The sequence below is a fragment of the Streptomyces sp. B21-083 genome (assembly GCF_036898825.1).
Classification (GTDB): Bacteria; Actinomycetota; Actinomycetes; order Streptomycetales; family Streptomycetaceae; genus Streptomyces.
The window spans coordinates 3,866,019-3,892,725 of sequence record NZ_JARUND010000001.1 but is presented as its reverse complement, the minus strand read 5'-3'; the positions used below and the strand labels follow the sequence as shown (position 1 = coordinate 3,892,725).

Sequence of the window (26,707 nt, the reverse complement as noted above, 5' to 3'; positions counted from 1 at the left end):
GACGCGAGGCAGGCCTGTCAGGTCAACCGGCGCACCAAAAACATCTGGCGCAGACGCCCACTAGTCGATCGGTGTGCTCAGCTGGCGCACTGCGCCTTGTCCGCAGTGGACTTGTCCACAGTTGGTGCCTTCGCCGGCGCGGTGAGCGAGACGCCGGCCCCCTTGAAGTCCTTGCCCAGAGTCAGCGTCATGGTGGGCAGCCCCTGGGCGTTCGTCACACTCTTGCCGGGCTTCAGCGCCGCACCGGACAGCCCCATGATGGCGGCCAGCCGCCGGGCCTGGTCGGCCTGGTCGGGCGCGTACTCCAGCGTTGTCTTCGCGAGCTCCGTCGGAGCGTTGCCCGCGTTCTCGGACTTGGTCACGTCCTCATCATTCTGCAGGTAGGTGAGAGTCGCCTGTGCGGAGCCGCCGACGGCACCGCCGTTCATGATCCGCACCCGCACCTCGGAGGCGGCGGACTTGGTGCCCTTGAGACGGGCGGCGACGGCAGCCGCCTCCTTCGCCTTCTGCTGCTTGACCGCGGTGAACGACACGTCGTTGGCGATCGCGTTGAACACCTCGGGACCCGAGACCTGGTCGACGACAACCGTCGCTCGGACTTTCTCCGCCGGGTTGTCGCGCACCGGCACGGTCGTGAAGGTGATGTTCTTCGGCGGCACCTTCTTCAGCTCCAGGGCCACGTCCTTGAGCGTGGAGACCTTACCGAGACCGGTGTCCACGGTCAGCGCCTTGGTGGCCGCCTCCGCGAGCTTCAGCAGCTTGCCCGGGTCGGTCAGGGTGTCGCTGGAGGACATCTTGCGCATCAGCGAGCCGAGGAACTGCTGCTGCACCTTGATCCGGTCCAGGTCGCCCTGGTTGCCGAAGCTGTGCCGCGTACGGACGAAGGCGAGCGCCTGCTCCCCTTCGACCGTCGACTTGCCGGCCGGCAGCTTCAGCTTCGACTGCTTGTCGTTGACGGCCTTGGTGACACAGACCTCGACCCCGCCCACCGCCGTTGTCAGCGTCTTCACCGCGTTGAAGTCGGCCATCATGAAGTGGTCCGGCGAGATACCCGTGACCTCCTTCACCGTGCGCATGGTGCAGCCGGGGTCGCGCTCGTCCTGCCCGAGGCTGGTGTTGAAGCGGACGTCCTGCGTGCCCGCGATGATCTTCTCGGACCCGTCCTTCTGGATCGTCGGACAGTCCGGGACGTCGACGATCAGGTCACGCGGAATGCTCAGCGCGGTCGCGTTCGTCCGGTCCTTGGAGACGTGCAGCAGGATCGTCGTGTCCGCGTGCCCGACGCTGCCCGCGTCGCCGTACTTCTCGTTGCCCGCACCGGTGCGCTTGTCCGTGCCGATGATGAGGATGTTGAAGGCCTCGTCCTTGCTGAAGCCGGACTTGCCCGCCGTACCGACGTCCGTCGTCTGGACGTTGCCCTCAAGGTGCTTGAGGTAGAGGTAGCCGCCCGTCGCGGCGGCAACAAGGACGAAGGCCATGGTCCCGCCCGTCCAGAGCAGCACCTTCTTGGCCTTCGACTTCTTCTTCTGCGGGGCACGCGAACGGCGCCGCCCGGGCAGCGGATCCTCCTCGGGCACACCGCGACGCCGTCTCGGCGGCGGTACCTGCCCGGGTGTCCCGGGCACCCCGTGCGTCTCTCGGTCCTGCTCCCGCTCCGGTGCCGCCGAACGCCCGCGTCCCGTACCCGCGTTGGCGGGTGCGGCTCGACGAGGTCCCGGGACCGCTGATTGCGGTGCGGAGGGAGTCAGTCGCAGTTCGTATTCGCCGGTGCTCGGGTTGAGCACCCACTGGTCTGCGGGGTCGATGTCGCCCGCCTGCCCACGGCCTTGCGCGTCCACGGTTGTCTGCATCCTCCGTCGGGGCCACGCGGCGCCTTTCCCCCTCCAAAGGCGCTCGGGTCTCGGTCTGCCGGTGTGCACACGACACGTGTCCTGACGCACCGGATCGCTCACACTATCCGTCCAGTTGGGCGTCAAGTGACGGCGGTGACAAATTCCACGTCCCTACAACTGGGCAATCCGCCCATTTTCTTGAACTAAGGTTCGTCGACTTGGCAAGCGCTTTACCCGCAGAGGTCCTGGGCGGCCGTGGTCCCGCGAAAAACGGGTACGCGGGTGTGTTCGGGAGACGGGGTGGAGGCGTCGCCCCGAACCGGCTTCTCCGCCCTGACGGCGACCGGAGAATCCGTCCGCAGCCGCTTGAACAACCGCCCGGCGGCCGGCTCGATCAGCTGGTCGCGATTGGCGTCGTGGACATACGACTCGCGCGGAACGGTCAAGAACTGCATATGTTCGGTAGGAATGTCGCGCATACCGCGCACCAATTGATACAAACCACGCAGACTGGCCAGAGCGGGGTCCGTCGTGAGTGACGACGTCGCGGCGTCGAGGACCGGATAGAGCTTCACCGGGTTCAGCAGGACGTCATCGCTCCGCACCTTGTTGACGAGCGCCCCCAGAAACCGCTGCTGCCGGTCCATCCGCCCGGTGTCGCTCCCGTTGCCGAGGGACTTGCGCGCCCGCACGTACCCGAGCGCCTGTTCGCCGTCGAGAGTCACCTTCCCGGCGGGCAGCCGCAGCCTGGCCTCCCGGTCGTCGACCGGTTTCGCCAGACACACCTCGACCCCGTCGACGGCGTCGACCATGTCCTTGAAGCCGTGGAAGTCGACCACGATGTGATGGTCGATCCGGATGTCCGTCAGCTTTTCGACGGTACGGATCGTGCAGGCCGAACCCCCCTGCTGGAAGGCCTGGTTGAACATCGTGGACACCGGCCTGCCGCGACTCCCGTCCGGCCGCAGGCAACTCGGCACGTCCACCATCAGATCGCGCGGCAGGGACATGGCGGTGGCGCTGCGGCGGTCGGCGGCCAGATGCAAGAGGATCGTCGTGTCCGACCGCGCGGTCCCCGAGTCCCGCCCGTACTCACGGTTCCCGTCCCCGGCCCGTGAGTCGGACCCGATCAGCAGGATGTTCTGCGCCCCGCGCACGAGCGAGGTTGGCCGCTCCTTCTCGTACCGGGCGAGCTCCGCGGCGGCATCGTGATCCGGGGTGATGTTCCCGTCGAGCTTGGCATAGACCCCGGCCCCGACCCCGACGGTGACGATGGACAGGACTCCGACCCCGAGAACGGCCCGCCGAACCCAACGCCGCCGCACGAGCCGGGTGGCACCGGTACCCGGCCCGAGGACGCGCACGGTGTCGGTCACGACTGGCCCACCCCTCCATGGCGTGTACGTGTCCTACGACCATGTCCCGGCGGAGCGGCGAGGGCGCCCGCTGCTGGGCCGAACGACTTACCGCCGGGGAGGACACCACCTAGGGGTCACCTAGGGGCGCAAGGCTGTGACCTGTGCGGCTCCGCCGCGTGGGCGGGACAGGCCCGCACCGGCCCGCAGTCGGGGAGACGGCCCCCTATCCGTGGCGCGTAGCCGTAACGCGCTCGTCCTCGACCCGCTTGGCCACCACACCCTCGTCCGCCCGCTCAAGGTGCCGGCACAACACCACGGACCCCCCGGTCGCGAGCGGCGAGTACAACCCCGCGCTGACCCCGTCCCACGTGTCGTACCCCAGCCCCGACAGCAACCGCGACCCAGGACCCGTAAGCCCCAACGCCACCGCGTCCGCCTCTGCCCGTTCGACGACCTCCGCCCCCGTGAACTGCGCCCCGGCCACGATCAGCGAGGGCGCCTCCGGATCGACGGGCGCGTACGGCGCGAACCGGTCACCCTGCCCCGGCACCTCCACCGCGTAGTCGGCGAAGCCGGCCGGGGCCTGCGGAAACCGCCCGCCCAACGGCCGCAGCGCGAGGGCGATCCGCTCGCCGGAACACGCGCGCGCCGCGTCAAGCGTGTCGGGCCCGCTGACGACGATGTCGGCGGCGCCGGGTTCGCCCGCCAGGTCGGCGACGACACCCACCGACGAACACGCGAGCAGCCACACCGCCGTCTGCCAGTGCGCGGGCAGCAGCAGCGCGACCCGGTCACCGGGTTCGGCGGACAGCTCGCCCTGGAGGAGATTCGCGGTCTTGGCCACCCAATTGGCGAAGGTGGCCACGGACAATTCGACACGTTCGCCCGTGGCATCGTCGTAGAAGGTCACCAGGGGGCGCGCGGGGTCCGCGGCGAGCGCGGAACGCAGCAGGTGGGCAGGGGTGCGGTCGGTGGCGTTCACCCGCGCAAGAGTACGCAGGAGCGCGCGCGGCCGTGGGCTCGGGCCGCCCCGCGGAGCCACTGGTTCGGGTGAACGCGCCGGACTGTCCGTCAGTTCATCGTTGGACAGGTATGTATGACTATGTCCAGGATCAGGGGCATGCGTGGATACCTTTCTTCTTCCATCGGCGTCGCATGTGCAACAGCCCTGGCGCTTCCGTTGACCCTGCCCACAACCCCGGCTTCGGCTTCGGCCTCGACCTCGGCGAGACCCGCCGAGACGCGACCGGTAACAGCGGCCCCCATGGCGGCCCCCATCGCTGCCGCCGCGCCGGCCGTCCCCGGCAGCACCCAGTCGCTCCCGCTCGCCCCCCGCCCCGGCGACCGCACCCTCGGCCCTGCCGCCGAACAGGGCCTGTACCGTCCGGACGTACGGCACTTCTCACTGGTCGGCGTCGTCTGGGACAACCCGGACACCGAGCTGTACGGCCGGGTCCAGGTCCGCACCCGGGAGGCCGCCGACGGTCACTGGTCCGGCTGGCAGGACGTCGAGACGCACAACCACGAGCACGCGGCCGACCCCGACACCGCCGAACGCGTCTCGGGCCGGGTCCGCGGCTCCACGGCACCGCTGTGGGTGGGGGACTCGGACGGCGTCGAGGTGCGCGTAAGGGCGGACGGCGAGGGACGCGCCTCGGATGCGCGTTCCCCCCTCCCCGCAGGAATGCGCCTCGAACTGGTGGACCCGGGCACGGCGCCCGCCGAACCCGCAGGGCAGCCCACCCGCACCATGGGACCGGTGGGGCAAAGGGGACCGGGGGAAACGACGGAGACCGAGACCGAGTCCGAGTCCACGTCCGAGTCGGCGTTCGCGTCCGCGGAATCGGCGGCGGCCAACGCGGACCTCGCCCCTCCGGGCGCCACCGAGATCCCGGCACTGGACAGACAGCGGACGGAAGAAGAGGCGCTGAGGCTGCGGGGGCAGGAGGTGCGACCGGAGGGGCGGCGGGTGCAGCCGTACATCGGCCCGCGCCCACGGATCGTCACCCGTCGCGGCTGGGGTGCGGACGAGGGCCTGCGCGAACGCGGCTTCGTCTACACGAAGACGGTGAAGGCGGCCTTCGTGCACCACACGGCCTCGGGCAACAAGTACTGGTGCTCGGAGGTCCCGTCCCTCATCCGCGGCATCTACCGCTACCACGTGGTAAGCAGCGGCTGGCGGGACATCGGCTACAACTTCCTCGTCGACCGGTGCGGAAACATCTACGAGGGGCGCGCGGGCGGCCTGGCGAAGCCGGTGATGGGCGCACACACGCTCGGCTTCAACACCGACAGCATGGGAATCGCCGTCCTCGGAACTTTCGTCAACTCCAAGCCGTCAAAAGCGGCAGTGGGGGCGATCGCCCGGCTCACCGCCTGGAAACTCGGGCTGTACGGGGGCAATCCGAACGGAAAGACATACCTGAAGTCGGGTGGTGGCAATCTATACCCAAAGGGAAAGAACGTACGACTGAACGTGATCTCCGGCCACCGGGACGGCTTCGCCACCGAGTGCCCGGGCCGGCTGCTCTACGCGAGGCTCGGCTCGGCGCGCAAGACGGCGGCCAAATACCAGGGGCGCTGAGGACCTTCATACGGCCACCGGAGTTCGGTTCTGCATACAAACGGTCTGCATACACTGGCCGACCGAACGACGTTCGGTCGGTCCCGGCAGGAAGCAGAGACGACAGGTGACAGAAGCGATCCTCCTGGTCGGCGGCAAGGGCAGCCGGCTGCGTCCGCTCACCGTGCACACCCCGAAGCCGATGGTCCCGGCCGCCGGTGTCCCCTTCCTCACGCACCAGTTGGCGAGAGCGAGAGCGGCGGGGGTGGAGCACATCGTCCTGGCGACCTCCTACCTGGCCGAGGTCTTCGAACCGCACTTCGGTGACGGCTCGTCGCTCGGCCTCCATCTGGAGTACGTCACCGAGGACGAACCCCTCGGCACGGGCGGCGCGATCCGCAACGTGGCCTCGCGCCTGCACTCCGCGCCCGACGACCCCGTCCTTGTCTTCAACGGCGACATCCTCACGGGCCTGGACATCAGGGCCCTGGTCCGCACCCACGAGTCGACGCGGGCGGACGTCTCACTCCACCTCACCCGGGTGACGGACCCCAGGGCCTATGGCCTGGTCCCCACCGACGAAACAGGCCGGGTGACCGCGTTCCTGGAGAAGCCGCAGACCCCCGAGGAGATCGTCACCGACCAGATCAACGCGGGGGCGTACGTCTTCCGTCGCTCGGTCATCGACACGATCCCGGCGGGCCGCCCGGTGTCGGTGGAAAGAGAAACGTTCCCTGAACTCCTCTCCATCGGCGCCCACCTCCAGGGCCTGGTCGACTCGACGTACTGGCTGGACCTCGGCACCCCGGCGGCCTTCGTCCGCGGCTCGGCGGACCTGGTCCTGGGCCGGGCCCCGTCCCCAGCTGTCCCCGGCCGCTGCGGCGACCGACTGATCCTCCCCTCGGCCCGCGTGGCCCCCGACGCCAAGCTGACCGGCGGCACGGTGGTGGGCGAGGGCGCGTTCGTGGCGGAGGGGGCGCGCGTCTCGGGCAGCACGATCCTGGCGGGCGCGGTGGTCGAACCGGGCGCGGTCATCACCGACTCCCTGATCGGTACGAGGGCCCGCGTGGGCGAACGCTCGGTCCTCACCGGCACGGTCATCGGCGACGGCGCGATCATCGGCGCCGACAACGAACTGAGGGAGGGCGTACGGGTCTGGTGCGACGCCAGAATCCCAGCGGGGGCGCTCCGCTTCTCGTCGGACCAATAGAGCAACGGTGCTGCGGCGGGGCCAAGATTTCCCACCCACCCACTGGTTCACCGCATCCGTCCAGCCCAGGCGGTACCCCTCCGGCCCAGGCGGCGCCCCCACCAACACCGGCGACACCCACCAGCCCTGACGGCCCCCTCCCAGCACCGGCCCCGCAGCCCTGCCGCGTCCGGCGTCTTCCTCCACCGGCCCGCATTTCCAGCCGCTCCGGCGCCCCTTTCAGGCACCGGCCCGCACCCCTGTCGAGTCCGGCGCCTATCCAGCACCGGCCCGCACTTCAGCCCGGCCGGCGTTTGAGGACAAGGCCCGTTCAGGGCCGGAGCGGGGGTCTGGGGGGCGCAGCCCCCAGGAACGGGATGGGACGGGTAAGGGCGGCGGGGGCGAGGAAACGCACCGCCCCCTCAAAGCCGCCCGATATCCCTCTTATACATGCGCGGCGCCCGCCTCCCCGGCGTACGCCCACTCAACAGAATCAACCGAGCCACCCGATGCCGCTGCCCCGCATACGGCTCCAGCAACGACAACATCACCTCATCATCCGCATCCCGATCCCCCGCCAGCGCGAACCCGACGATCCCCGGCAGATGCAGATCCCCCACAGTCACCGCGTCCGCCGCCCCATGACTCCGCTGCACCACCTCCGCCGAGGTCCACGGCCCCACCCCCACAACCAGCTCCAGCCGAGCCCGCGCCCGCTCCGGATCCAGCGCGACAGCCTCCTCCAGCCGCCCCGCGACCCGAACCGCCCGCAGAATCGTCGACGCCCGCTTGTTGTCGACCCCGGCCCGATGCCACTCCCAGGACGGAATCAGAGCCCAGTCCCGAGCCGAGGGCACAACAAACAACCCTTGGCGCCCACCTGACACACCTGAGACACCTGCCACGCCTGCGGGCCCAGGCGCAGGCTCCCCGAACTTCCGTACGAGCAGCCGCCAGGCCCGATACGCCTCGTCGGCCGTGACCTTCTGCTCCAGCACGGACGGAATCAGCGACTCCATGACCAACCCGGTCCGCGTCAGCCGCAACCCGGGTCGCCGATGCCGTGCGAGCGCGACAATCCGATGCCGAGGCGCGAACGCCTCGGGATCATCGGCCGCCCCGAGCAACTCGGGCAGCTGCTCCAGCAGCCACTCGGCCCCGGGCCCCCACGCCTCCCCCCGGACCACCCCGTCCCGCAGCGCGACCCGCAGTGTCCCGGGCCCTGCGGGCGTACGGCAGGCCCGCCACACCGATCCGTCCGGCGCCGCCCGGAACGTGGGATCGCCCGGCCCCCGCCGCAACGGCCCCAGAACCAGCCCGAGGTCGAGCGCCACACCGGGCACCCAGGTCCGCGTCCGCCCCGGCGCGTCAGCCTGCCGCGGCACCCCACCGGGCACGGCGACATGCCCACCCCGCACAGTCGTACGAGTGGGCTGCGAAGGCTGCGAAGGATAGGAAGGCTGAGAACCGAACAAAGCGACCCTTCTGAATTAAACCGCCCGAATCAAGCGCCCCAACAAGACGAAAGCCCTCACGGACTCATCTCACCGCACCTCAATAAAAGCCCCCGCATCCCGATCCACGCGAGCCCGCGGCGCCTCCGCCGGATGCCCGACCGCGACCGCCCCCATCGGATCCCACCCCGCGGGCAGCCCCAGTACCTCCCGCACGACGTCCCGGCAGAACATCGTCGACGACACCCACGCCGACCCGAGGCGCTCCCCGGCCAGCGCGACGAGGAAGTTCTGCACCCCGGCCCCGGTCGCGACCACGAACATCTCCCGCTCGGCCCCGTCCCGCCGCGCGTCGCCGTACGAGTGGGACCCGTCCATCACCAGACAGGGCACCACCAGATAGGGCGCCCCTCGCAGCACGTCCCCACGCCGCACCCGCTTCTCGACGGACGACTCGCTCTTCCCGTCCCGCCGCAGATCCGCGATCCAGGCGTCCCGCATCGCATCGAGCAGCTCGGTCCGCGACCGCTCGGACTCCAGCAGTACGAAGCGCCAGGGCGTCGTGTGATGAGGAGCGGGCGCGGTCACCGCGGCGGCGACCGCCCGCCGTACCGCACCGGAGTCGACGGGCTCGTCCGTGAAGGCCCGCACAGTACGCCTCTGGGTCACGGCTTCCCGTACCGCCTCCGACGTACCGAGCCGGAACATGTCGTCGCGGGCGTCGCGCACCAGGTCCCGCGCCCCCGCCCCCTCGGCGTCATCGCCCGCGACCACCACATGCGGCAGTCCGCGTACGACGGCGACGGGCAGCCCTAAGGCCTTGCCCTTGACGAGATCCCCGGCGGCGGCCAGCTCGTCGGCGGTCGCCACGACCGTCGCGGAGAGCGGGTTGCCGTACGCGTCCGTGCCCCCGCGCAGATCGTCGAGCACACGTACGCCGGCGGCGCCGATCGCCACGTCCGTGAGCCCCGCGCGCCACGGTCGCCCGAAGGTGTCGGTCACGACGACGCCGATGTTGACGCCCAGCGCGTCCCTCAGCCCGTCCCGGACCGCACGCGCGGACGCGTCGGGATCCTCGGGCAGCAACAGCACCGTCCCGGACGGCGTGTTGGAGGCGTCGACGCCGGCCGCGGCCATCACCAGCCCCTGCCGGTTCTCCACGATGCGCAGGGCTCCGCGCCGGGCGACGACCCGCACGGTCTCGGCGTCGATGGCGGCCTCCCGGTCCGCCGCCTTGACGACGCGTCCCTCGGCCTTGGACACGATCTTCGAGGTGACAAGCAGCACGTCCCCGTCGAGCAGCCCGGGCTCGGCGGCGGCGATGAGCTTCGCGAGATCGTCCCCCCGCTGAACCTCAGGCAGCCCACCCACAGCCCAAACCCGGAACCCGCCACCCAAGCCGACACCACCGCCAGAGTCCCCCGGGACCCGACCACCCCCACCGTCGACGCCCATCTCGGAGACGCCCGGGACTCGACCGTCCCCGCCTCCGGCACCACTGTCAGAGGCGCCCGGGACGCGACCACCCCCACCTTCGACGCCCATCTCGGAGACGTCCGGGACTCGACCGTCCCCGCCTCCGGCACCACTGTCAGAGGCGCCCGGGACGCGACCACCCCCACCTTCGACGCCCATCTCGGAGACGCCCCGGACCGGACCGCCCCGACCTCCCACGCCACCTTCAGAGGCGCCCCTCACCGGACCCGCCCCGCCGCCGACGCCACTCTCAGAGGAGCCCGGGACCCGACCGTCCCCGCCACCCGCACCGGAAATCTCGCTGTTCACGCGCCCCGCACCTCCTCCGCCAGTGCCAGCGCCTCGCGCGCCATCTGTGCCGACGCGTCCACGTCCGTCATCATCAGCGGCACGGCACGGCAGCGGATGCCCGCCGACTCCACCCGCGCCACCGTGCCCGCGTCGACCGTGTCGACGAGCCAGCCGTCAAGCAGGCCCGAGCCGTAGTGCTCGGCGACGGCCGCCGCCGTGGCCTCCACGCCCACCGCCGCGAGCACCTTGTCGGCCATCCCGCGCACAGGCGCGTCCCCGACGATGGGGGAGAGGCCCACCACGGGCACCCCGGCCTCGGCGATCGCCTCGCGGATCCCGGGCACGGCCAGGATCGTGCCCACGGACACGACCGGGTTGGACGGCGGGAAGAGGATCACGTCGGCGTCGGCGATCGATTCCAGGACCCCCGGCGCGGGCTTCGCCTGCTCCGCGCCGACCGGCACGATGGCCTCGGCCGGAACGGAGGCCCGCAGCCGCACCCAGTACTCCTGGAAGTGGACGGCCTTGCGCTCGCCGTCCACCTCGACGGCGACATGCGTCTCCACGCGGTCGTCGGACATCGGGATGAGCCGCACCCCCGGCTTCCACCGGTCGCACAGCGCCTCGGTGACGGCGCTCAGCGGATAACCCGCGCCGAGCATCTGCGTCCGCACGATGTGAGTGGCGAAGTCCCGGTCGCCGAGACCGAACCACTCCGGCCCGACGCCGTACGCCGCGAGCTCCTCCTTCAGATGGAAGGTCTCGTCGGTCCGCCCCCAGCCCTGCTCCTCGTTGATGCCCCCGCCGAGGGTGTACATCACCGTGTCGAGGTCGGGGCAGACCTTCAGTCCGAAGAGGTGAATGTCGTCCCCGGTGTTGCCGATGACGGTGATGTCGGCGTCCGGCACGGCCCGCTGAAGACCGCGCAGGAACCGGGCACCGCCGATGCCGCCTGCCAGAACCACAATGCGCATGCCGCCAAGTCTTGCAGGCGGGTACGACAACGCGTCGACCGGTCGTCGAGCCGCCGGCCGGGACCCCGCCCTCAGCCGGTCACGGCCACCGCCGGCGCGCAGCGCGCCGCGTGCATCGGCATCTCCGTCAGACCCGGGAAGTAGACGTGCAGGCTCACGGCCGGTTCGAGGGTGTCGTTGACCACCTCGTGCACATAACCCGGAGCGAACGCCCTCTGCGCACCCGCCCGCAACGCGCGCGTCCCGCGCTCCGTCCGCTCGGTCAGCTGCCCGTCCAGGACCGTCAGGACGCCCGACGAACCGCCGTGGTCGTGCGACCCGCTGCCCTGCCCGGGGACCCACGACAGCAGCCACACCTCGTAGCCCGGGCCGGTGCGCAACCGGTGGTACCAGCGCGACGTCGCGTCGTACTGGACGAGATGCTCCCACTGGGAGCGGTCCCCGGCGATGGTGCGGGCCAGACCGACGAAGTCGGCGACGGTGGCCGGGTGCTCGCGCGGGGCCTGGAGGAGGTGCGGTACTTCGAGGATGTCGCCGGCGATCTGGAGGTCGCTGTCGCTGTTCATGGAGTGCGGAGGTCCTCGGCGGGAGAAGTGTGGGGGGTTGGCTGGGTGTCGCGTACCGTCCGCCCGGGTCGCGGGCGGGAAAGGCATCGCCCTGATGTGGGCTTCGAGGAAGCAGCAGCCGAGTCGCGGTGGACTCAGAGGCAGCCGGAGCGCGTTGGGCTCAACAGCTGGAACAGCGACAACAGCTACAGCGAGCACGAGCAGCACCGAGGGACCGCGCGGGGCGGGTCGAGGTGAATGCCGAGTTCGCGAGCATGCCCACAAGGACATCGGTTCACACCCGCACTGTCAACTCGACACCCGGTATGTGGGACGAGTTTCACCTCATCCGGTCCATCTCGCAGATGAAAGGTTTGTGCGTCCACCCCCGGGGACACATGGCGCACAACCGGGCGTACGGACCTCACCGCGGCCCAGCGATCCGCATGCGACCCGCAGGCGGTCCGATGTGATCCGGTTCGCTTCGGCGCGTACGTCGGAACGAGATCGAACTTCTGGGCGTCATCCCCTGTACAAGCTCTGTGCGGGGGTAGCCGCCTTCCGGGGCCTCTTCTGCCCTGTCAAGGTTTATGCCGATTTGAACACTTTCCGCATGGCCTTGGTTCCGCAGAGTGAATAAGGGGCCCAATAGCAGATCTCAGCTTGACTCGCCCGGAGCAGCACACTTGTAATTTCACTCGTGTCGTTCGGCCGATATCGGTTGACGGCAACCTCACGGGGACGCGAAAGACAGACGAGGGGCGCACATGACCGAGACGGTGCAGCAACTGCTGGTCGACGACGCGGACGAGGAACTCGGCTGGCAGGAGCGCGCACTGTGCGCCCAGACCGACCCCGAGTCCTTCTTTCCCGAGAAGGGCGGCTCGACCCGCGAGGCCAAGAAGGTCTGCCTCGCCTGCGAGGTCCGCTCCGAGTGCCTTGAGTACGCCCTCGCCAACGACGAACGCTTCGGTATCTGGGGCGGCCTGTCCGAGCGCGAACGCCGTCGGCTGAAGAAGGCCGCCGTCTGAGACGTACGGCACCGGGTTCCGCGTAACGCAATACACAACACAGCGCAACGCAGCGAACGGCCCGTCGCGGGTGGTTGTCCACAGGCGGCGGGCCGCCGTGCTGCCCAGCCGATAGTGTGGCTGCTCGTCCGAGACGCCCCGCCGCTCACATCAGGGCACAGGCGTCCACCGCAGTCCACCGAACCGGGGCCCGTACCTCGATGTCCGCGCACAGCCACACGGCAGCCGACTACGGCACTGCCACCACGCCCGAGTTCCCGCGTCACGTGGTGACCGCGGTACTCGTCTCCCACGACGGCGCCCGCTGGCTGCCCGAGGTGCTCGCCGGTCTGCTCGGGCAGGAGCGCCCGGTGCAGAACGTCATGGCGGCCGACACCGGTAGCGCGGACGACTCCGCCCAACTGGTCACCGACGCCCTCGGCGCCGACCGCGTCCTGCACCTCGCCCGCCGTACCGGCTTCGGCCAGGCGGTCGAGGAGGCCAACCGCACCGCGCCCGTCCTCACCCCGGACGAGCTGACGTACCTGAAGCGCCCCAGCGGCTGGGACCCCGTCACCCGCAGCTGGCGCGACGACGCGTACGACATGCCGGAGCTCCCCCACGGGGAACCGGTGCAATGGCTCTGGCTGCTCCACGACGACTGCGCCCCCGACCCGGACGCGCTGGCCCAGATGCTGCGGGTCGTGGAGGGCGAGCACGAGCTGGGCCGCGACGACATCGCGGTCGTCGGCCCCAAACTGCGCGGCTGGTACGACCGCAGGCAGCTCCTCGAAGTCGGCGTGACCATCGCCGACTCCGGCCGCCGCTGGACCGGCCTGGACCGCCGCGAGCAGGACCAGGGCCAGCACGACCACGTCCGCCCGGTGCTGTCCGTGTCCACCGCGGGCATGCTCGTCCGGCGCGACATCTTCGACGAGCTCGGCGGCTTCGACCGCCGGCTGCCCCTGATGCGCGACGACGTCGACCTGTGCTGGCGCGCCACCACCGCCGGGCACCGCGTCCTCGTCGCCCCCGAGGCGGTCGTACGGCATGCCGAGGCGTCCTCCCGCGAGCGCCGCACCGTCGACTGCGTGGGCCGCACCTCCGCGTCCCCGCACAAGGTCGACAAGGCCGGCGCCGTCTACACCCTGCTCGTCAACAGCCGTACGGCTCAGCTGCCCTGGGTGCTTTTGCGCGTGATCCTCGGCACGATGGTGCGCATGGTGGCGTATCTCGTCGGCAAGGCCCCCGGACAGGCCGTCGATGAGATCCGCGGCCTCCTGGGCACCCTGCTGCGACCTGAGCGGATCATCGCCGGACGCCGCCGACGAGGCGTTTCCCAGATCGACAAGGGCGAGCTGCGAGCCCTGTTCCCGCCGCCCGGCGCGACCGTGCGGGCCACCATCGAACAGGTCGCGGGCGACCTCCTCGGGCGCTCCGACCCCGAGGTCACCTCCGGCGCCGGCCGGCACGGCAACGCCGTGGAGTCCGGGCCCGGCGGCGACGACGCCGACTTCCTCGAGGTCGAGCAGTTCGTCCGGCTCAAGCGCATCGCCCGCAAGCCCGGGCCGGTGCTCTTCCTCGTACTCCTGCTCGTCTCACTCGTCGCCTGCCGCGAACTGCTCGGCGGCGGTGCCCTCGCGGGCGGCGCCCTGCTGCCCGCCCCGGCCGACTCCGCCGACCTCTGGGCGCGCTATCTGGACGCCTGGCATCCGGTGGGCGTGGGTGACACCTCGTCGGCGCCGCCCTATCTGGCGCTCGTCGCGATGCTCGCGTCCACCCTGTTCGGCTCGACGGGCCTCGCGGTCACCGTCCTGCTGATCGCCTCGGTGCCGCTGGCCGGCTTCACCGCGTACTTCGCCTCCCGCCCGCTCGTCGAATCACGGCTCCTGCGCGCGTGGGCGGCCGTCGTCTACGCCTTCCTGCCCGCCGCCACCGGCGCACTGGCGGGCGGCCGGATCGGCACCGCCGTACTCGCCGTCCTCCTCCCGCTGATGGCCCGCGCGGGCATCGCGGCAAGCGGCCTGACCCATGCGTCAGGAGCGCGCGGCAGCTGGCGCGCCACCTGGGCGTACACCCTGCTGCTGACGATCACGACCGCCTTCACACCGATCGTGTGGCCCATCGCCCTGCTGCTCGGCCTCGCGCTCCTCGTCGTACGGCGACGCGAGATCACCGCCTACGGGCTGCGCTTCCTGGCGCAGTTCGGCGTGCCCCTGCTGGTCCTCGCCCCCTGGTCGCTGTCCCTGCTCCCCTTCGGCTTCTTCCAGGAAGCCGGCCTGGAGTACGGGTCCGGCGCCGCCGGCGCCCTCGACCTCCTCAGCGCCAGCCCGGGCGGTCCCGGCACGGTCAGCGGGCTGATGCTCATCGGCGTCGTGCTGGCCGCACTGGCCGCCCTGCTGCGCACGGAGCGTCAGTTCGGCATCTGGACGGCCTGGACGGTCGCCCTGGTGGCGCTCGTCTTCGCGGTCCTCTCGAACAGTTCCGCGTGGGCCGGACCCGCCACCCTCGTCTACGGCCTCGCCCTGCTGGCCGCCGCCGCGCTCGGCGCCGACGGGGCACGCTCGCGCGTGGCCGAGCAGAGCTTCGGCTGGCGCCAGCCGGTCGCCGCCCTGATCGCGTTCGCCGCCGCAGCGGGCCCGCTGCTCCTGGCCGCCGGCTGGATGATCAGCGGCGCCGACGGCCCACTGGAACGGCGCGACCCGGTCCAGGTTCCCGCGTTCGTCGCCGAGGAGAGCGGCACCCGCGACCAGGCCCGCACCCTGGTCCTGGCCAGTGACTCCACCGCGCGCGTGGGCTACACCCTCGTCCGCGGCTCCGGTGCCCGCCTCGGCGACGGCGAACTCGCCGCCCAGAGCGGTGAGAACGCGTTGCTGGACAAGGTCGTCGCCAACCTCGTCGCGGGCTCCGGCGCCGACCAGGCCGACGAACTCGGTGGCTTCGCCGTGCGCTACGTCCTCGTCCACCGGGGAGCCCCACGCCAGATCAGCCGCGTCCTGGACGCCACGCCCGGCCTGAGCAGGCTCAGCCAGCAGGACGACGGCGCGCTGTGGCGCGTCGACCAGGAGGTCTCGCGCGCCGCCATCGTCCCGGCGTCCGGCTCCGGCGCCGCTCAGCCCGTCGCCGCCGGACCCGTCGACATCCACACCACGATCCCGGCCGGCTCCGGCAGCCGCGTCCTGCGCCTCGCCGACTCCGTCGACGAGGCATGGACGGCCACGCTGGACGGCGAACCCCTCACCCCCACCACCCTCGACGGCTGGGCCCAGGGCTTCGAGCTTCCCTCCTCCGGAGGGAAGCTGGACGTCACCTTCGACACCCCGATCGGCCACACCTCCTGGCTGTGGACACAGGGTGCGCTCGCCCTCGTCCTCGTCGTCATGGCCCTGCCGGGCCGACGCCGGGACGTCGACGACGACCTGCCCGAGGAAGAGCGCGAGATCCCCGCCCAGACCGCCACCGGCGAGGGCCGCCGTGCCCGCCGCCTGCGCGCCCAGGCGGAGACCGACCAGACCGAACAGACCGACGACCAGGCCGAGTTCCCCTCCGATACCGACACCCCTCCTTCGGAGGAGGCCCCGACCGCGATCCCGCAACAGCAGCCGTACGGCGACGAATGGAACTCCGCGGCCTACGCGGGCACGCAGTACGACGGCTACAGCGCCGACCAGTACCAGAACGCCCAGCAGTACCCGCCGGGCACCTACGACCCGGCGTACCAGGGGGATCCGTACCAGAACGGCCAGTACGACCCGTACGCGTACGGCGGTTCGCCACAGTCGACGGCGTACGACCAGACGTACACCCAGGGTTACGACCCCGCGTACGACCCGGCGCAGCCACAGCAGCCCCACCCGCAGGGTGAGCGCCCCGACGGGAGCCAGCAGTGAACCGCACCACCATCTCCCTGATCGCCGGCACGACCGTGCTCGCCGCCGTCACGGGGTTCGCCTCGCTCCACACGCCGGACACGGCCGACGCGGGCACGGCGAAAGCAGCCGCCCAGCTCCCCGTGGAGCGCACGAGCCTGCTCTGCCCGGCTCCCAGCACGTCCGACCTCGCGGAGACGACGTACACATCCTTCACTCCCGTCACGGAGGGCACCGGGAGCGGCGGCAAGGCCGAACTGGCCGCCGCCACCGCGGAGTCGGCGACCGGAGCGAAGGGGAAGGGCAAGGGCAAGGCGAAGACCGTCAAGCCTGTCCTCACTCCCAAGGAGCCCGGCAAGCCCGTCGCCGGGGACACCTCCGGCGGTGACTCGCCCGCACTCGTCGGCACCGCCGAGGGGAAGTTCGCGCCGGGCTGGACCGTGCAGGAGACCACCGAGGTCGCCGCGGGCACCGGACGTGGTCTGCTGGGCGTCAACTGCACCGTCCCGGACACCGAGTTCTGGTTCCCGGGCGCCAGCACCGCCGCCGGCCGCACGGACTACGTGCACCTGACCAACCCGGACGACTCCGCCGCGGTCGTCGACATCGAGCTGTACGGCAAGGACGGCAGCCTCAAGTCCGAGGTGGGCGAGGGCATCACGGTCCCGCCGCACGGCAGCGAGCCGATCCTGCTGTCCACGCTCACCGACGGACCGCAGCCCGACCTCACCGTGCACGTGAGCGTGCGCAGCGGCCGGGTCGGCGCCGCGGTCCAGGCCCTGGACGCCAAGACCGGCGGCGACTGGCTGAGCGCGTCCACCGAACCGGCGGGGAGTCTGGTTCTGCCTGGAATCCCCAAGGACGCCACCTCCGTGCGCCTGATCGCCTTCACACCCAGCGACAGCGACGCCGACCTGAAGGTCCGCCTCGCCTCCCCGACCGGCCTGATCACCCCGGTCGGCAACGAGACGCTGCACATCAAGGCGGGCATGACGGCCGCCGTCGACCTCGGTGACCTCACGCGTGGCGAGGCGGGCTCCCTGGTCCTCACTCCGACCGACAGGTCGGTGCCGTTCGTCGCCGCCCTGGAGGTCGTACGCGGCAAGGGCGCCAAGCAGGAGACCGCTTTCATCCCGGCCACGGGCCCGGTCTCCACACGCGCGACGGTCGTCGGCAACACCGCCAAGGGCACCACACTCTCCCTGACCGCCCCGGGGGGCGCCGCCGAGGTCAAGGTCACGGCGTCCGCGGGCAGTGAGGGCGGTACGGCGGCGACGAAGACGTACACGATCAAGGGCGGCACCACCCAGGACGTCGAACTCCCTGTCCCGGCCGGCCTGAAGGGCACGTACGCGCTGACGGTCGAACGGGTCTCCGGGGGAGACTTCTACGCCTCCCGGACCCTCGCGGCCCCGGCGGAGGGCATCCCGGCGTTCACGATCCAGACGCTGCCGGACGACCGGGGGACGGTGGCGGTACCGGACGCGGAGCAGGATCTGTCGGTCCTGCAGAAGTGACCGACCGAAGTGACCGACGGACGGAGGCGATCGCCCCGGGCAGGGGCGATCGGCTCCGTCATTCCTCGCCGTAGCGCGGGTCCACGGTGTCCGGGGTGAGTCCCAGCAGCTCGGCGACCTGCTCGACCACGACCTCGTGGACCAGGGCCGCGCGTTCGTCGCGGCCCTTGGTCCGGATCTCGACCGGGCGGCGATAGATCACCACGCGCGCGGGGTGCCCCTCACGGGCGGGAATCGTGCCCCCCAGGGGGACCGTCTCCTCGGCCCAGGCCTCAGGCGGGCCTTCGAGCTGGGGCACTTCGAGAACCAGGAAGTCGAAGTCAGCGAGCTGTGGCCACCGGCGCTCCAACCGCTCCACGGAGTCCTGCACCAGATCCGCGAACGCCTCGGCGCGGCTCGCGGAGAGCGGAACCTGCGGCGGCGCCACGGGGCCGCGCATGCCACGGCCGTGGCGATCACGGCGGCGGGGCCCGGGGCCTGCGGCGCGGGGCGGTACGGGGTTGTCCATCACTGACGAAGCGTAGTCCCCGCGACCGCCGCACGGGTGCCGGGCACGCTGCGTCGGTCGGCATCGCCCATCGGCATCACCCGCGGCCAACCGCCTGCCGCCGGACTGACACAGGATGATCATTCAAGCCAAGGTTGGGCTCGATTTCGTACATCCCCCGACCGTCAAGATCAGGGCAATTGGCATGGTTTTTACCAACTAAGGATCGGTATCAGGGTTGTTCGGTATCTCGTTACCCGATGTCGCCCCAGGTCAACGAGTTGTCGCGGCAGCCCGTGTGGGTGGTTTCACAGCACGACACGGGAGAGTGGCCTGCTGGGGAGTCGTCGCGGCCCGCTCAAGAGTGCGGTACCGTCCAACGTCGTGAGCCCTGTACGTCGCTGTTCGCGCACCGCTTGCGGCCGTCCGGCCGTCGCGACGCTGACGTACGTCTACGCCGACTCGACCGCGGTCCTCGGCCCCCTCGCGACCTACGCCGAACCCCACTGCTACGACCTGTGCGCCGAGCACTCCGCACGCCTCACCGCGCCACGCGGCTGGGAGGTCGTCCGGCTCCTCGACGCCTCCGCTCCCGCGCGGCCCAGCGGAGACGACCTGGAAGCGCTTGCCAACGCGGTCCGTGAAGCGGCCCGTCCGCCGGAGCGGGCGACCGACGCCGGCGGCAGGGCACGCACCGCGGACCCGCGCGAGGTCGCACGCCGCGGACACCTGAGAGTCCTGCGCTCGCCGGACAACTGAGCCCGCCCGCAAGGGGAGTGGCGCAGGCTCGTCGGCCGTGACACCGGCCCGGGTCACCGGCCTGGGCGGTCGGCTGTATGACGTCACCTGTGCCCAATTCGCCGCCTCCAACCATGGCTTCGTACAACTCGCCTACGCAGGGCGCCCCCTTGGTGGGCAGGGGCGCCCTGACGGCCGTACCGGGGCGGTCCGGCGGCACGTCCGGTCTCGGACAACCTTCGCGGTAGGGGCGGACACACCGGGCGTACGGGCGAGGCGCCACGCAGCGGGGATGTCAGTGGGGGCGGGTAGTTTGGGGCGAACGATGGGACTTCAAGAAGGGTTGGCCGTGTCTGCAGATCTGTCGCAGCTCGTGAAGGCGTACGACGTACGTGGTGTGGTCCCGGACCAGTGGGACGAGCCGCTGGCGGAACTGTTCGGCGCCGCCTTCGTCCAGGTGACCGGGGCGGACGCGATCGTGACCGGACACGACATGCGGCCCTCGTCGCCCGGCCTGTCGAGGGCCTTCGCGCGCGGGGCGGCGGCACGCGGCGTCGACGTGACCGAGATCGGACTGTGCTCCACGGACCAGCTCTACTACGCGTCGGGCGCGCTCGACCTGCCCGGCGCCATGTTCACCGCCTCGCACAACCCGGCCCAGTACAACGGCATCAAGATGTGCCGGGCGGGCGCCGCGCCGGTCGGTCAGGACACAGGCCTCACCGACATCCGTGAACTGGTCGAATCCTGGCTGGACGCTGGCACACCGGAACCTGAACCCGTGACCCCGGGGACGATCACGCGGCGGGACACGTTGGAGGAGTACGCGGCACACCTCCGCTCGCTCGTCGACCTGACCTCCGTCCGCCCCCTGAAGGTCGTCGTCGACGCGGGCAACGGCATGGGCGGGCACACGGTCCCGACGGTCTTCGCCGGCCTGCCCCTCACCGTCGTCCCCATGTACTTCGAACTGGACGGCACCTTCCCGAACCACGAGGCCAACCCACTCGACCCGGCGAACCTCGTGGACCTCCAGAAGCGCGCCCGCGAGGAGAACGCCGACCTCGGCATCGCGTTCGACGGCGACGCGGACCGCTGTTTCGTGGTCGACGAACACGGTGACCCGGTCTCGCCGTCGGCGATCACGGCCCTGGTGGCCTCACGTGAACTCGCCCGCAACGGCGGTTCCGGCACGGTCATCCACAACCTGATCACGTCCTGGTCGGTCCCGGAGGTCGTCCGCGAACAGGGCGGCACACCGGTACGCACGCGCGTGGGCCACTCCTTCATCAAGGCGGAGATGGCCCGCACGGGCGCGATCTTCGGCGGCGAGCACTCCGCGCACTACTACTTCAAGGACTTCTGGAACGCCGACACGGGCATGCTGGCCGCCCTGCACGTCCTCGCCGCGCTCGGCGGCCAGGACGGCCCCCTGTCGGCCATCGTCGCCCAGTACGACCGGTACACCGGCTCCGGCGAGATCAACTCCACGGTGGCCGACCAGACAGGCCGCCTGGCCGCGATCAAGGCGGCGTACGAGGGCCAGGAGGGCGTCGAACTCGACGAACTGGACGGCCTGACGGTCGCGGCCACCGACTGGTGGTTCAACGTCCGCCCGTCCAACACCGAGCCCCTGCTCCGCCTGAACGCGGAGGCACGCGACGAGGAAACGATGGCGAAGGTACGGGACGAGGTACTGGGCATCATCAGAGGATGAGCCCCTCCCTCCCCAGGTGGGAGGGGACAGGAGGCGACGGGTAAGGGCGGCGGGGGCGAAAACCCCTCCCACCCCCACCCACTCCACGGCGGTACCCTGACCAGGCCACATCAGCGCACCCCGAAGGGACACCACATGCCGCTCGAAGCCGGCCTCCTGGAGATCCTCGCCTGCCCGGCCTGTCACGCTCCCCTCAAGGAGCAGGACACCGAGCTGATCTGCACCGGCCAGGACTGCGGTCTGGCGTACCCCGTCCGGGACGGAATCCCCGTACTGCTCGTCGACGAGGCCCGCCGCCCCGCATAAGCCCGCCCCGGCGATCGGAGGTGCCACCCATGCTCGACGAATCGCTGCTCGACGCCCCCGAGGCGTTGGCGGACGCAGACCGTCGCGGCCTCCTGCGCGGTGCGGCCGAAGCGGGCGCCCGCGTCCGCACCGCCGCCCGCCACGCGGCGGAGGCGGGTATCAACGACCTGAAACCGGACGGCCGCCCCCGCGCCGTCCTGATCGCAGGTCCCGGCGCCGCCGCGACCTGCGTCGCCGACCTCCTCGGCACCCTCGCGGGCGCGGCCAGCCCCGTCACCCGTCTGGCCCCCACCGGCGTAGCCCCCGCGGCAGGCGCCCTGCGCTGGGAGCTGCCGGGCTGGGCCGGCTCCGTGGACCTGCTCCTGATCGCGACCCCCGACGGCACCGAACCGGGCCTGTCCCTGCTCGCCGAGCAGGCCTATCGCCGCGGCTGCACGGTCGTCGCCGTGGCCCCCGACGCCACCCCGCTCACCGAGACGGTGCAGGGCGCGGCCCATGGCCTGTTCGTACGGATGGCGACCGCCCCCTACGACCAGCAGGAGGCGGACCAGCCGCCCGCCGCGTCCGCCCCCGGCGTCCTGTGGGCGCTGCTCATCCCGCTGCTCGCCCTCCTCGACCGCACCGGCCTCCTCGCCGCCCCGCCGGAGGCGCTGGAGAAGGTCGCCGACCGCCTCGACCACATCGCCGAACGATGCGGCCCGACCGTCGCGACGTACAGCAATCCGGCCAAGACGCTCGCCGTCGAACTCGCGGACATGCTCCCGGTGATCTGGACGGAGGGGACGTCGGCCGGGCCCGCGGGCCGCCGGTTCGCCGCCGCCCTCGCCGAACTCGCCGGTCGCCCCGCACTCGCCGCCGAACTCCCCGAGGCGCTCGCCGCCCACGGTGCTCTGCTGGCGAGCCGGCTCGTCGCCGGCGCGGACCCCGACGACTTCTTCCGCGACCGCGTGAACGAGGCACCCGCCCTGCACGCGCGCGTGGTCCTGCTCCGCGACCGCCCGACCGGCGGCCTCAGCGCCGCCCCGGCCGCCCGCGAACTCGCCATCGGCCACGACACGGCGATCAGCGAGCTCGAACCGGAGGAGGGCGCCGAACTGGAGACCCTGGCGGAGCTGATCGCCACCACGGACTTCGCGGCGGTGTACCTCGCGCTGACCGCCGGCACCTGAACCGAACGACAGAGAACCGCCGGGACGACTCCCGCGCGGACCAGCGTCGCCCTCACCCTCTTCTCCACCTGCACGCAGAAAGACCGGTATGGACCGCCTCGACAACACCATCCGCCCCTACGCCTGGGGTTCCACCACCGCCATCGCGGAGCTCCTCGGCATCGAGCCGACCGGTGAACCGCAGGCGGAGATGTGGATGGGCGCCCACCCCGGCGCCCCCTCGCGCACCGGACGCGGCACGCTCGTCGAGGTCATCGACGCGGACCCGCAGGGCGAACTCGGCGCGGCGGCCGTCGCCAAGTTCGGCCCCCGCCTCCCCTTCCTCCTCAAGATCCTCGCGGCCGGCGCCCCCCTCTCCCTCCAGGTGCACCCCAACCTCGCCCAGGCGAAGGAGGGTTACGAGGACGAGGAGACCCGCGGGATCCCGGTCGACGCCGGGCACCGCAACTACAAGGACGCCAACCACAAGCCCGAACTGATCTGCGCCCTCACCGAGTTCGACGGCCTGTGCGGCTTCCGCGACCCCTCGCAGACCGCCGACCTCATGGCGGGCCTGGAAGTCGACTCCCTCAAGCCGTACGTCGACCTGCTGCGCGCCCACCCCGAGGAGGCGGCGCTGCGCGAGGTCCTGACGGCCGTACTCAGCGCCGACCGCGAGGACATGGCCCGCACGGTCACCGAGGCCGCGACCGCCTGCGCCCGCCTCGGCGGCGACTACGCCCCCTACGCGGACATCGCCCAGCACTACCCCGGCGACCCCGGCGTCATCGCCGCCATGCTCCTCAACCGCGTCCGACTCCAGCCGGGCGAGGCGCTGTTCCTGGGCGCCGGCATCCCGCACGCCTACCTCAACGGCCTCGGCGTCGAGATCATGGCCAACTCCGACAACGTCCTGCGCTGCGGCCTGACTCCCAAGCACGTCGACGTCCCCGAACTTCTGCGCGTCGTCCGCTTCGAGGCGAGCGGCCCCGGCGTACTGCGCCCGGAGGCCTCCGCCGACGGCGAGGAGGTCTACGAGACCCCCATCGACGAGTTCCGCCTCTCCCGCCTCGTCCTCCCGCAGAGCGCGCCCGCCCGCGACCTCACCCTCCCGACCCCGCAGATCCTGCTCTGCACGGCCGGCTCCGTCCGTACCGGAGACATCGAACTCGCCCCCGGCCAGTCCGTCTTCGTACCGGCGAACGAAAAGGCAGAGGTCTCCGGCTCCGGAACGGTGTTCCGGGCGACAGTCGTCGTCTGACACCCCCCGGAGACCCGGCGACCGGAGACTGCCCGAGCACATCCCGGGCACTGGTTGCCGGGGGCCGTGTGGCAACCTGGCCGGTTGTTGTCGGAGGGGGCTGCAACAATGACCCACCGGCAAAGGGCGGGCAAAGCCCGGGACAGCGAACGTACGAAGGGACAACGCGAACACATGAGCGCGTCAGGCGGCACCAGGGCGATCGTGGCGGCACTCGGCGCCAACCTCGCGATCGCGGCAGCGAAGTTCGTGGCGTTCCTCTTCAGCGGTTCGTCGTCGATGCTCGCCGAGTCCGTGCACTCGCTCGCCGACTCGGGCAACCAGGGACTGCTCCTCCTCGGTGGCAAGAAGTCCCAGCGCGAGGCAACCCCCCAACACCCGTTCGGCTACGGCCGCGAGCGGTACATCTACGCCTTTCTCGTCTCCATCGTGCTCTTCTCGGTCGGCGGCATGTTCGCGATCTACGAGGGCTACGAGAAGATCAAGCACCCGCACGACATCGAGCACTGGTACTGGCCCGTGGGCGTCCTCGTCTTCGCGATCATCGCCGAGGGCTTCTCCTTCCGTACGGCCATCAAGGAGTCCAACCCGCTGCGCGGCAAAGAGTCCTGGAAGGACTTCGTCCGCCATGCCAAGGCCCCTGAACTGCCCGTCGTCCTCCTGGAGGACCTCGGCGCGCTCGTCGGCCTGGTCCTGGCCCTCGGCGGCGTCGGCCTCGCCCTCGCCACCGGCGACGGCGTCTGGGACGGCATCGGCACTCTCTGTATCGGCATCCTGCTCATCCTGATCGCCCTGGTGCTGGCCGTGGAGACCAAGTCCCTGCTGCTGGGCGAGGCCGCGGGCCCGGAAGCGGTCATGAAGATCGAGAAGGCGATCGTCGACGGCGACACCGTCACCGGCATCATCCACATGCGCACGCTCCACCTCGGCCCCGAGGAACTCCTGGTCGCCGCCAAGATCGCCGTCCAGCACGACGACACCGCCGCAGAGGTGGCCACCGCGATCAACGCCGCCGAGTCCCGTATCCGCGCCGCCGTCCCGATCGCCCGCGTCATCTACCTGGAACCGGACATCTACAGCGACAAGGACGCCGCCCACGGTCCCGACCGCGAGGCCACCCCGGGCGGCCCGGCCCAGCCCGCCGCCCACTGAGTTCCCCTCCGCTCGGTGTGGATCTGTCCGGATGTGTTCGCAGGCGGACTGGGGACGGTCGGGCCGACAGGTGTAGCTTGGGACGGAGCCAGACGTCGCTGCTGATGGCGGTCGGGCGGTCCCACCGCGGACCGGCCGAGGGAGAGAGGGCCTCCGACGGACTGCGCTGCGCGTACCCGGGCATGTCTGTGCCCTCTTCGGGCACCCCTGTGTCCGCCGCCGCGCAGAACAGCCGTACCCACCTCACCCCTTCCTTGAGGAGCAGCCCGTAATGACGACTGTCGACAACCGACAGGACTTCAAGGTCGCCGATCTCTCCCTGGCCGAGTTCGGCCGCAAGGAGATCACCCTCGCCGAGCACGAGATGCCCGGCCTGATGTCGATCCGCCGGGAGTTCGCCGCCACCCAGCCGCTGGCCGGCGCCCGCATCATGGGCTCACTGCACATGACCGTGCAGACCGCCGTCCTGATCGAGACCCTGGTCGCCCTGGGCGCCGAGGTCCGCTGGGTGTCCTGCAACATCTTCTCGACCCAGGACCACGCGGCCGCCGCCATCGCGGTAGGCCCGAACGGAACGCCCGAGAACCCGCAGGGCATCCCGGTCTTCGCCTGGAAGGGCGAGACCCTGGAAGAGTACTGGTGGTGCACGGAGCAGGCCCTGACCTGGCCGAACACCCCCACCGGCGGACCGAACATGATCCTGGACGACGGCGGCGACGCCACCATGCTCGTCCACAAGGGCGTCGAGTACGAGAAGGCCGGCAAGGTCCCCTCGGCCGACACCGCCGAGTCCGACGAGCACCGCGTCGTCCTCGAACTCCTCGACCGCACCATCACCGAGGGTTCGCAGAAGTGGACCCAGGTCGCCTCGGAGATCCGCGGCGTGACCGAGGAGACCACGACCGGCGTTCACCGTCTGTACGAGATGCAGCGCGACGGCGCCCTCCTGTTCCCGGCGATCAACGTCAACGACGCCGTCACCAAGTCGAAGTTCGACAACAAGTACGGCTGCCGCCACTCCCTGATCGACGGCATCAACCGCGCCACCGACGTCCTCATCGGCGGCAAGACCGCGGTCGTCTTCGGCTACGGAGACGTGGGCAAGGGCTGCGCCGAGTCCCTGCGCGGACAGGGCGCCCGCGTCATCGTCACCGAGATCGACCCGATCTGCGCGCTCCAGGCGGCGATGGACGGCTACCAGGTCGCGACCCTCGACGACGTCGTCGACAAGGCCGACATCTTCATCACCACGACCGGCAACAAGGACATCATCATGGCCTCGGACATGGCCAAGATGAAGCACCAGGCGATCGTCGGCAACATCGGCCACTTCGACAACGAGATCGACATGGCCGGCCTGGCCAAGATCCCGGGCATCGTCAAGGACGAGGTCAAGCCGCAGGTCCACACCTGGAAGTTCCCCGACGGCAAGGTCCTCATCGTGCTGTCGGAGGGCCGCCTGCTGAACCTGGGCAACGCCACCGGTCACCCGTCGTTCGTGATGTCCAACTCCTTCGCGGACCAGACCCTGGCCCAGATCGAGCTGTTCACCAAGCCCGACGAGTACCCGACCGACGTCTACGTGCTGCCCAAGCACCTCGACGAGAAGGTCGCCCGTCTCCACCTCGACGCGCTCGGCGTGAAGCTGACGACGCTCCGCCCGGAGCAGGCCTCGTACATCGGGGTCGAGGTCGAGGGCCCGTACAAGCCGGACCACTACCGCTACTGAGCCGGCACCCAGCCAGTGGTGAGCACGTCAGCGCACTGACGCACTCACCACCAGCAGGACCTCCGAGGCAGGCCCCCGCACCCCCGTGCCG

The 26,707-nt window shown here is 70.9% G+C and carries 20 protein-coding genes; 12 read left to right on the top strand and 8 right to left on the bottom strand.

The window, feature by feature from the left end:
• Window positions 1-77: 77 nt before the first annotated feature.
• From QA861_RS17365 to QA861_RS17355, 3 genes are all read right to left on the bottom strand, one after another.
• Window positions 78-1,838, bottom strand: coding sequence for an LCP family protein (locus QA861_RS17365; RefSeq protein WP_334589224.1), 1,761 nt, complete (start codon window positions 1,836-1,838; stop codon window positions 78-80).
• Between the two features lie 224 nt (window positions 1,839-2,062).
• A complete protein-coding gene (locus QA861_RS17360; RefSeq protein WP_334589223.1) occupies window positions 2,063-3,208 on the bottom strand; it encodes an LCP family protein in 1,146 nt (381 codons plus the stop codon).
• A gap of 205 nt (window positions 3,209-3,413) precedes the next feature.
• Window positions 3,414-4,172, bottom strand: coding sequence for a TIGR03089 family protein (locus QA861_RS17355; protein ID WP_334589222.1), 759 nt, complete (start codon window positions 4,170-4,172; stop codon window positions 3,414-3,416).
• A 120-nt stretch (window positions 4,173-4,292) separates the two neighbouring features.
• On the opposite strand from QA861_RS17355, the gene QA861_RS17350 reads away from it, so the two are divergent.
• Complete coding sequence (locus QA861_RS17350; RefSeq protein ID WP_334589221.1) at window positions 4,293-5,774, top strand: peptidoglycan recognition protein family protein; 1,482 nt, start codon at window positions 4,293-4,295, stop codon at window positions 5,772-5,774.
• A gap of 106 nt (window positions 5,775-5,880) precedes the next feature.
• Window positions 5,881-6,963: a mannose-1-phosphate guanylyltransferase gene (manB, locus tag QA861_RS17345; protein ID WP_334589220.1), complete on the top strand. Its 1,083-nt coding sequence runs from the start codon at window positions 5,881-5,883 to the stop codon at window positions 6,961-6,963.
• 401 nt (window positions 6,964-7,364) lie between these two features.
• Here manB and QA861_RS17340 read toward each other — a convergent pair whose 3' ends face one another.
• The 4 genes from QA861_RS17340 to QA861_RS17325 form a co-directional block, all read right to left on the bottom strand.
• Window positions 7,365-8,360, bottom strand: a complete 996-nt coding sequence (locus QA861_RS17340; protein WP_334589219.1) for a DNA-3-methyladenine glycosylase family protein — start codon at window positions 8,358-8,360, stop codon at window positions 7,365-7,367.
• Between the two features lie 126 nt (window positions 8,361-8,486).
• Window positions 8,487-9,851, bottom strand: a complete 1,365-nt coding sequence (locus QA861_RS17335; protein WP_443041499.1) for a coenzyme F420-0:L-glutamate ligase — start codon at window positions 9,849-9,851, stop codon at window positions 8,487-8,489.
• Window positions 9,852-10,177: 326 nt separating this feature from the next.
• Window positions 10,178-11,137, bottom strand: coding sequence for a 2-phospho-L-lactate transferase (gene cofD, locus QA861_RS17330; RefSeq protein ID WP_334589216.1), 960 nt, complete (start codon window positions 11,135-11,137; stop codon window positions 10,178-10,180).
• Window positions 11,138-11,208: 71 nt separating this feature from the next.
• Window positions 11,209-11,703, bottom strand: a complete 495-nt coding sequence (locus QA861_RS17325) for a cysteine dioxygenase (RefSeq protein WP_334589215.1) — start codon at window positions 11,701-11,703, stop codon at window positions 11,209-11,211.
• 746 nt (window positions 11,704-12,449) lie between these two features.
• Between QA861_RS17325 and QA861_RS17320 the strand changes: the two genes are divergently transcribed.
• The 3 genes from QA861_RS17320 (at window position 12,450) to QA861_RS17310 (ending at window position 18,078) form a co-directional block, all read left to right on the top strand.
• Window positions 12,450-12,713 carry a WhiB family transcriptional regulator gene (locus tag QA861_RS17320; RefSeq protein ID WP_010034659.1) on the top strand — a complete coding sequence of 88 codons (264 nt, stop codon included), beginning with the start codon at window positions 12,450-12,452 and terminating at the stop codon, window positions 12,711-12,713.
• 200 nt (window positions 12,714-12,913) lie between these two features.
• Window positions 12,914-16,582, top strand: a complete 3,669-nt coding sequence (locus QA861_RS17315; RefSeq protein WP_334589214.1) for a glycosyltransferase — start codon at window positions 12,914-12,916, stop codon at window positions 16,580-16,582.
• Window positions 16,579-18,078, top strand: coding sequence for a DUF5719 family protein (locus tag QA861_RS17310; protein WP_334589213.1), 1,500 nt, complete (start codon window positions 16,579-16,581; stop codon window positions 18,076-18,078). Before QA861_RS17315 ends, QA861_RS17310 begins: the two co-directional genes overlap by 4 nt.
• Window positions 18,079-18,136: 58 nt before the next feature.
• Here QA861_RS17310 and QA861_RS17305 read toward each other — a convergent pair whose 3' ends face one another.
• The gene (locus QA861_RS17305; RefSeq protein ID WP_334590605.1) at window positions 18,137-18,586 is read right to left on the bottom strand and encodes a metallopeptidase family protein; all 450 of its coding nucleotides are present in this window, start codon (window positions 18,584-18,586) and stop codon (window positions 18,137-18,139) included.
• A gap of 315 nt (window positions 18,587-18,901) precedes the next feature.
• On the opposite strand from QA861_RS17305, the gene QA861_RS17300 reads away from it, so the two are divergent.
• The 7 genes from QA861_RS17300 (at window position 18,902) to ahcY (ending at window position 26,616) form a co-directional block, all read left to right on the top strand.
• Window positions 18,902-19,324: a DUF3499 domain-containing protein gene (locus tag QA861_RS17300; RefSeq protein WP_334590604.1), complete on the top strand. Its 423-nt coding sequence runs from the start codon at window positions 18,902-18,904 to the stop codon at window positions 19,322-19,324.
• Window positions 19,325-19,652: 328 nt separating this feature from the next.
• The gene (locus tag QA861_RS17295) at window positions 19,653-21,020 is read left to right on the top strand and encodes a phosphomannomutase/phosphoglucomutase (RefSeq protein ID WP_334589212.1); all 1,368 of its coding nucleotides are present in this window, start codon (window positions 19,653-19,655) and stop codon (window positions 21,018-21,020) included.
• A 135-nt stretch (window positions 21,021-21,155) separates the two neighbouring features.
• Window positions 21,156-21,326: a Trm112 family protein gene (locus QA861_RS17290; RefSeq protein WP_007382472.1), complete on the top strand. Its 171-nt coding sequence runs from the start codon at window positions 21,156-21,158 to the stop codon at window positions 21,324-21,326.
• Between the two features lie 29 nt (window positions 21,327-21,355).
• Window positions 21,356-22,495, top strand: coding sequence for an SIS domain-containing protein (locus tag QA861_RS17285; RefSeq protein ID WP_334589211.1), 1,140 nt, complete (start codon window positions 21,356-21,358; stop codon window positions 22,493-22,495).
• Between the two features lie 88 nt (window positions 22,496-22,583).
• On the top strand, window positions 22,584-23,735 hold the full coding sequence (manA, locus tag QA861_RS17280; RefSeq protein ID WP_334589210.1) for a mannose-6-phosphate isomerase, class I: 1,152 nt from the start codon (window positions 22,584-22,586) through the stop codon (window positions 23,733-23,735).
• A 174-nt stretch (window positions 23,736-23,909) separates the two neighbouring features.
• Entirely contained in the window at window positions 23,910-24,887 is a 978-nt protein-coding gene (locus tag QA861_RS17275; RefSeq protein ID WP_334589209.1) for a cation diffusion facilitator family transporter, read from the top strand.
• 271 nt (window positions 24,888-25,158) lie between these two features.
• The gene (gene ahcY, locus QA861_RS17270; protein ID WP_334589207.1) at window positions 25,159-26,616 is read left to right on the top strand and encodes an adenosylhomocysteinase; all 1,458 of its coding nucleotides are present in this window, start codon (window positions 25,159-25,161) and stop codon (window positions 26,614-26,616) included.
• Window positions 26,617-26,707 lie beyond the last annotated feature (91 nt).

Bases quoted from the DNA above. Each gene is read 5' to 3' on its own strand.
- ahcY (WP_334589207.1), top strand. From the start codon at position 25,159: ATGACGACTGTCGACAACCGACAGGACTTCAAGGTCGCCGATCTCTCC.
- QA861_RS17305 (WP_334590605.1), bottom strand. From the start codon at position 18,586: ATGGACAACCCCGTACCGCCCCGCGCCGCAGGCCCCGGGCCCCGCCGC.
- QA861_RS17350 (WP_334589221.1), top strand. From the start codon at position 4,293: ATGTCCAGGATCAGGGGCATGCGTGGATACCTTTCTTCTTCCATCGGC.
- manA (WP_334589210.1), top strand. From the start codon at position 22,584: ATGGACCGCCTCGACAACACCATCCGCCCCTACGCCTGGGGTTCCACC.
- QA861_RS17325 (WP_334589215.1), bottom strand. From the start codon at position 11,703: ATGAACAGCGACAGCGACCTCCAGATCGCCGGCGACATCCTCGAAGTA.
- cofD (WP_334589216.1), bottom strand. From the start codon at position 11,137: ATGCGCATTGTGGTTCTGGCAGGCGGCATCGGCGGTGCCCGGTTCCTG.
- QA861_RS17285 (WP_334589211.1), top strand. From the start codon at position 21,356: ATGCTCGACGAATCGCTGCTCGACGCCCCCGAGGCGTTGGCGGACGCA.
- QA861_RS17275 (WP_334589209.1), top strand. From the start codon at position 23,910: ATGAGCGCGTCAGGCGGCACCAGGGCGATCGTGGCGGCACTCGGCGCC.
- QA861_RS17335 (WP_443041499.1), bottom strand. From the start codon at position 9,851: ATGGGCGTCGACGGTGGGGGTGGTCGGGTCCCGGGGGACTCTGGCGGT.
- QA861_RS17290 (WP_007382472.1), top strand. From the start codon at position 21,156: ATGCCGCTCGAAGCCGGCCTCCTGGAGATCCTCGCCTGCCCGGCCTGT.
- QA861_RS17315 (WP_334589214.1), top strand. From the start codon at position 12,914: ATGTCCGCGCACAGCCACACGGCAGCCGACTACGGCACTGCCACCACG.
- QA861_RS17320 (WP_010034659.1), top strand. From the start codon at position 12,450: ATGACCGAGACGGTGCAGCAACTGCTGGTCGACGACGCGGACGAGGAA.